This is a genomic window from Deferrisoma sp., from assembly GCF_054681715.1.
Genome location: NZ_BAAHFQ010000183.1, coordinates 1 through 5,475 on the forward strand (window position 1 = coordinate 1; position 5,475 = coordinate 5,475).

At 72.9% G+C, this 5,475-nt stretch carries 7 protein-coding genes; 4 read left to right on the plus strand and 3 right to left on the minus strand.

Features of this window, described 5'->3' with window-relative positions; translation table 11 throughout:
- The 3 genes from ACY0I8_RS15915 to ACY0I8_RS15925 form a co-directional block, all read left to right on the plus strand.
- On the plus strand, positions 1-588 hold a 588-nt coding region (locus tag ACY0I8_RS15915), incomplete at its 5' end, for a TldD/PmbA family protein (protein WP_461395524.1).
- 216 nt (positions 589-804) lie between these two features.
- Positions 805-1,080, plus strand: a complete 276-nt coding sequence (locus ACY0I8_RS15920; RefSeq protein ID WP_461395525.1) for an acylphosphatase — start codon at positions 805-807, stop codon at positions 1,078-1,080.
- A 362-nt stretch (positions 1,081-1,442) separates the two neighbouring features.
- On the plus strand, positions 1,443-2,801 hold the full coding sequence (locus ACY0I8_RS15925) for a cobyrinate a,c-diamide synthase (RefSeq protein ID WP_461395526.1): 1,359 nt from the start codon (positions 1,443-1,445) through the stop codon (positions 2,799-2,801).
- Between the two features lie 28 nt (positions 2,802-2,829).
- Here the strand turns inward: ACY0I8_RS15925 and ACY0I8_RS15930 are convergent, their stop codons facing one another.
- Positions 2,830-3,084 carry a DUF3343 domain-containing protein gene (locus ACY0I8_RS15930; protein ID WP_459940465.1) on the minus strand — a complete coding sequence of 85 codons (255 nt, stop codon included), beginning with the start codon at positions 3,082-3,084 and terminating at the stop codon, positions 2,830-2,832.
- A gap of 35 nt (positions 3,085-3,119) precedes the next feature.
- On the opposite strand from ACY0I8_RS15930, the gene ACY0I8_RS15935 reads away from it, so the two are divergent.
- Positions 3,120-3,665, plus strand: a complete 546-nt coding sequence (locus ACY0I8_RS15935) for a DciA family protein (protein WP_461395527.1) — start codon at positions 3,120-3,122, stop codon at positions 3,663-3,665.
- On the opposite strand, the gene ACY0I8_RS15940 is transcribed toward ACY0I8_RS15935, so the two are convergent.
- Both ACY0I8_RS15940 and ACY0I8_RS15945 read right to left on the minus strand, forming a co-directional pair.
- Positions 3,589-4,332, minus strand: a complete 744-nt coding sequence (locus ACY0I8_RS15940) for a tRNA1(Val) (adenine(37)-N6)-methyltransferase (protein ID WP_461395528.1) — start codon at positions 4,330-4,332, stop codon at positions 3,589-3,591. The two genes, ACY0I8_RS15935 and ACY0I8_RS15940, sit on opposite strands and share 77 nt — an antisense overlap.
- Before the next feature lie 8 nt (positions 4,333-4,340).
- A partial coding sequence (locus ACY0I8_RS15945) for a DUF1015 domain-containing protein (protein ID WP_461395529.1) occupies positions 4,341-5,475 on the minus strand: 1,135 nt, incomplete at its 5' end.

Genomic DNA, 5,475 nt, shown 5'->3' on the forward strand with positions numbered 1-5,475 from the left:
GGCGAACGGGTGGCCTCCGATCGGATCACGGTGGTGGACGACCCCACCCTGCCCGGCCGCCGGGGCTCGTACCGGTTCGACGACGAGGGCACCCCCGCCCGCCGCGCGGTGCTGATCGAACAGGGGGTGCTTCGGGGCTTTCTCCACAGCCGGTCCACGGCCCGGAGGATGGGCGCGGCGCCCACGGGCCACGGCCGGCGGGAGTCGTTCGCCCACCGCCCCATCCCCCGCATGGCCAACACCTTCATCGCGCCGGGGCCGGACGAACCGGGGGAGATCCTTCGCGACACCCCGAGCGGCCTCTACGTGACCCGGATGGGCGGGGGCCAGGTGGACACGGTGAGCGGGGATTTCGTGTTTGAGGTGGCCGAGGGGTTCCGGATCGAGAACGGCCGGGTGGGCGAGCCCGTGCGGGGAGCCACCCTGGTGGGGAACGGCCCCCGGGTGCTCCTGGCGATCGACCGGGTGGGGTCGGACCTGGGGTTTTCGGTGGGCACCTGCGGCAAGGACGACCAGGGCGTTCCCGTGGCCGACGCCCAACCCACGCTGCGGATTCCGGAGATGGTGGTGGGGGGCGAGGCGGAGTAGGAACTCACGCAAAGCTCGCAGCGATCGCCACGGTTTTTGGGTTTCGTGGCGGGCTTGGCGAGCGTGGCGTGAGAACCGAGGTTCCGACGCCGGGACCCGGCGACGCCGTGAGGGTTTCTCACGCGACGACCGCAACGAGCGCCACGTTCTCCTTATGGGTTTTGTCGCGTTCTTGGCGAGAGCCCCGGACCAGCGGAACCGGCCGGAGGTGAGGCGATGGACGAGGTGCGGGCGCACGTGATCGTGAGCGGGCGGGTTCAGGGGGTGTGGTTCCGGGCGAGCACCCGGGACGTGGCCCGGAAGCTGGGACTCAAGGGCTGGGTCCGGAACCTTCCCACGGGCGAGGTGGAGGCCGTGTTCGAGGGGCCGCGGCCCCGGGTGGAGGAGGCGGTGACGTGGTGCCGCAAGGGCCCCCCGGCCGCCCGGGTGGAGCACTGCGACGTGATCTGGGAGGAGGCCCGGGGCGAGGGACCCTTCGAGATCCGGTATTGAAGGGGAGGCCTGCTGGGAGGCTGGGCGGCTTGGCGGCTAGGCGGCTGGGCGGCTAGGCGGACAAAAACTTTGGCGATTCCGGTGTTGCCGCCCGTCCCAACCTTTGGGCACGGCTTTCGAGCTGCGACGGCGTTTCTTTCGGGGCTTCGGTCCGAATCGCGGCGGGGACGCCGCTCCTACATCGGGTCCTGACCCCGACGTTACCTCGGACATTGGAGGGCCCCCCAGAGGGGCCACCAAGTAGCGGCGGTCTACGGTGGCCGGTCGTGTTAGCGCCGTCTCGGTGCTCCACCCTAGGATCAATGGACAAAAGTTCTCGTTCCTGCGAATAAGGCCCCATCGCGGCCTACCGGAGCATCCACGTGCAAAGCGCCTTCGTGATCGCCGCCCCGTGGTCGGGGTCGGGGAAAACCACGGTGACCCTGGGGCTTCTTTCGGCCCTGCGGGCCCGGGGCCTCGCGGTCCAGGCCTTCAAGGCCGGGCCGGACTACATCGACCCGGCCCACCACGCGCGGGTCACCGGTCGGCCCTCGGTGAACCTGGACACCTGGATGATCCCCCGGGCCACCAACCGGCGGCTCTTCTGGCGGGCGGCGGAGGGGGCCGACGTGGCCGTGGTCGAGGGCGTGATGGGCCTCTTCGACGGGGTGGACGGCCGACGGCCCGAGGGGGCCACGGCCCACCTGGCCCGGGTGCTGGGCCTCCCGGTGGTCCTGGTGGTGGACGCCCGGTCCATGGCCCGGAGCGCCGCCGCCCTGGTGCGGGGATTCGCCTCGTTTCCCCCGCGGGTCCCCATCGTGGGGGTGATCTGGAACCGGGTGGGGAGCCCCTCCCACCGCCGGATCCTGGACGAGGCCCTGGCCGACGCGGGTCTACCGACCTCCTTGGGGGCCCTGCCCCGGAGCCCCGAGGTCGCGCTGCCCGAGCGGCACCTCGGCCTCGTGACCCCGGAGGATGCTCCCGCGCCGGAGGGATGGGCGGAGGCCCTGGGCCGATGGGTGGAGGCCCACGTGGACGTGGACCGGCTCCTGGATCGCACCCCCCCTCCCCCTCCCCGCCAAGGGGCGGCACCCCGGCCGAAGCGCCCCACCCGCACCATCGCCGTGGCCCGGGACGCGGCGTTTTGCTTTTACTATGACGAGAACCTGAGGATCCTGGAGCGGTCCGGGGCCCGGATCGCCTTTTTCCGGCCCCTCGACGGCGACGGGGTTCCCGAAGAGGCCGACGCGCTCTACCTCGGCGGCGGCTACCCCGAGGTTCACGCGGAGCGCCTGGCGGCCAACGAGGCGTTCCGCTCGGGGGTGCGGGCGTTCCACGCGGCCGGCAAGCCCATCTACGCCGAGTGCGGGGGGTTCATGGCCCTTTGCGACCGGCTCCGCACGCCGGAGGGCCGCACGTTCCGGATGGCCGGGGTGTTCGCGGCCGAGGCCCGGATGCGCCAGAGCCGGTTCCACCTGGGTTACCGGGAGGTGGTGGTGGAGGGGGTGCCGGGGCTCGACGGGCTCACGGCCCGGGGCCACGAGTTCCATTACTCGGAGCTCGCGGCCCCGCCCGCGGGCGCCGAGGCCGTTTACCGGGTGAGGAACGCCCGGGGAGAGGACCTGGGCCGGGAGGGCTACCGGGTGGGTTCGGCCCTGGCGGGCTATATCCACCTCCACTTCGCCTCGTGCCCGGAGCTGCCGCTTCGCTGGTTCGGGCTCAAGGGGCGGCGGGGGGCGTAGGCGTGAGGGCTGGCTTTGGGGGTCCCCGTTACGGCCGGTCGAGCCGGTCGTAGGAGGTGCCGTTCCAGCGGTGGAGTTCCTCGTAGGGGCAGCCGCCCGCCTCGAGCGCCTCCTCCACCGCGGCCAGGTCGGCCGTGCGAAACGCGATCGAGAGCCCGCAGTCCGACGAGAGCTGCCGGGGCACCGGCATGAGCCGCACGTCGAGCCCGGCGGCCTTGAGCGCCTTTTCGGCCGCCATGACCCGGTGGATGCTATGGAAAATCAGGATGCCGTCGCGATCCATGACCGTTCCCCTTGGTTTCCGGGGGCGACCGGCCGATGAGCCGTGAGCCGTCCCGCCCCCGGCCCCTCGGCGACACCGTGCGGGCCCTCCTTCGGACGGCCCGGTCCGCCGCGCCGGGCCCCGCCCACCGGGTCTGGGAGGTGTGGGACGAGGTGGCCGGCCCCGAGCTCGCCCGCCGGGTGCGGCCCCTGTCGCTCCGAGGCGGCGTGCTCGTCCTGGGGGTGCCCTCGTCGGCCTGGGCCCAGCAGATCACGTTCCTGCGCCAGGAGATCCTGTCCCGCCTGAACGAGCGGCTGGGCGGTTCCGAGATCCGTGCCATCCGCGTGCGCACCGTGGGCGACGAGCCCGCGCCTCCCGCCGCGGGCCGCGGATCCCCCCGGCCCCTCCATCCCGTGTCCGAGGAGGACCGCCGCCGGGTGGAGGCCGTGGCCCGGGAACTCCCCGACCCCGAACTCGGCGCCGCGTTCGCCCGCCTGTGGCTCCGGCACCTTTCGGTGCGCGGGCCTACGGAGGCCCCAGAAGCCGCTCCGCCTCCTGCGAGTACTTCCGGTCGGGGGCGTGGAGAACCAGGGGAGGCCTGAGCTCGAGCCCCTCCCGCCCGCCCTTCACGGCCCGCACGAGCACCCGGTGGGCCGGGGCATCGGGCCGGGGATGGACCGGCCAGAGCGCCTCGGGCTCGAGGCCGTGGGTCCGGCAGGCGGCCAGGAGCCCCACCACCCGCTCCGCGGGGTAGACGCAACAGAACCGGCCCCGGGACCGGAGCGCATCCGCCGCGGCCGCCACGACGTCGTCGACCGTGCAGCTCACCTCGTGGCACGCCTCGGCCACCTCGGGGTCGGGGCTCACCCGGCCCCGGCCCAGGGGCCGGTACGGCGGGTTCGAGACCACCAGGGGGTACCGGGGCCTGCGCCACCGGCCCGGCTCCCGGAGGTCCGCCTGCTCAAACCGGGCCCGGTCCGCGAGGCCGCTGGCCGCGGCCGAGCGCCGGGCCCGATCCACCATGGCCGGGTTCCGGTCCACCCCCACTAGTTCCCCCGCCCCCCCGAGGGCCAGGAGGCACAGGCCCACCACCCCGCACCCGCATCCGAGGTCCAGGGCCCGGTCGGCCGGGGTCTCGGCCGCGAACCGGGCCAGGAGCACCGCGTCCACGCTGAACCGGTACCCCTTGCGGGGCTGGACCAGGCGAACCGCCCCGCCCAGGGCGCCGTCGAGGGTTTCGTCCGGCCCGGCCCAGCGGTCGGCCGCCACGGCCGCTCCTACCCCGCCGTCTTGCCCTGGGGGTCGAACAGGAGGTGCATCACGAGGCCGGTCACCTGCTTGGGGAAGAAATAGGTGCTCTTCTGGGGCATCCGCTCCCCGGCCAGGGCCGCCTCCTTCACCTCCTCGATCCGGGTGGGGTTCATGAGGACCCCGAACTGGACCTCGGGGTCCTCCTCCACCTGGCGCACCAACTCCGCCGTGCCCTTCACGTAGCGCAGGTTCCGCTGCTCCTCCTGGGCCTTGCGGTCGATCCCGAGCATCCGTTCTAGGATCAACGTGTGGAGGATGGTGACGTCGAGGGTGCGGACCACCTTGGGCATCTTGCCCCGCAGCAACCGGTGCATCACCCCCTCGTCCCGCAGGGTCAGGAGGCAGAACCGCGGCTCGCCCTTCCGCACCAGGCCGAAGGCGTGGGCCTTGCCCCGGAGCTCCCGCATCCGGGCCGACAGCGTCTCGGCATCCGGCACGGGCTCCACCTCGAAGTACTCCCCCAACGCCTTGTCGAGCCCCGCGAGACGGTCGGCCGGCACCCCGAACACCACTCGGTGGGTCGGGAACACGGCGAGCCCCGGGGCGCTCAGGTTGGACAGGTACATCATCACGTAGTTCCAAGGCTCGGTGCCCGTGTATTCCGGGTTCTCCCGGCGCATCTGGTCGCGGTACGCGAGGGCCGTCTCGTAGCGGTGGTGCCCGTCGGCGATCACGAACACCTTGTCGGCCATGCGGCGGGTCACCTCCCCCACGAGCCGCGGGTCGGCCACCTTCCAGAGCCGGATGTTGACCCCCTCGTCGGAGCGCACCCGGATGAGGGGCGGCGTGCCCGTGGCCATCGCCTCCAGGTCCCGCAGCACCACGGTCTGGGGGTCGTCGTACAGGCTGAAAATCGGGCTCAGGTTGGCCCGGACGGCCTGCATGAGCCGGAGCCGGTCGGCCTTGGGGCCGGCCAGGGTGCGCTCGTGGGGGAAGTAGAGGCCCGAGTCGGGATCCTCGAGCCGCACCTTGGCGTAGAAGCCGCGGCGGGTCAGGGGCTCGCCGAACTCCCCGCGGTAGTCCTCCTCGGTGTAGTAGACGCAGGGCTCCCGGTCCTGGATCAGGACCTTCTTGCGGAGCCACTCGGCCAGGGTGCGCGCC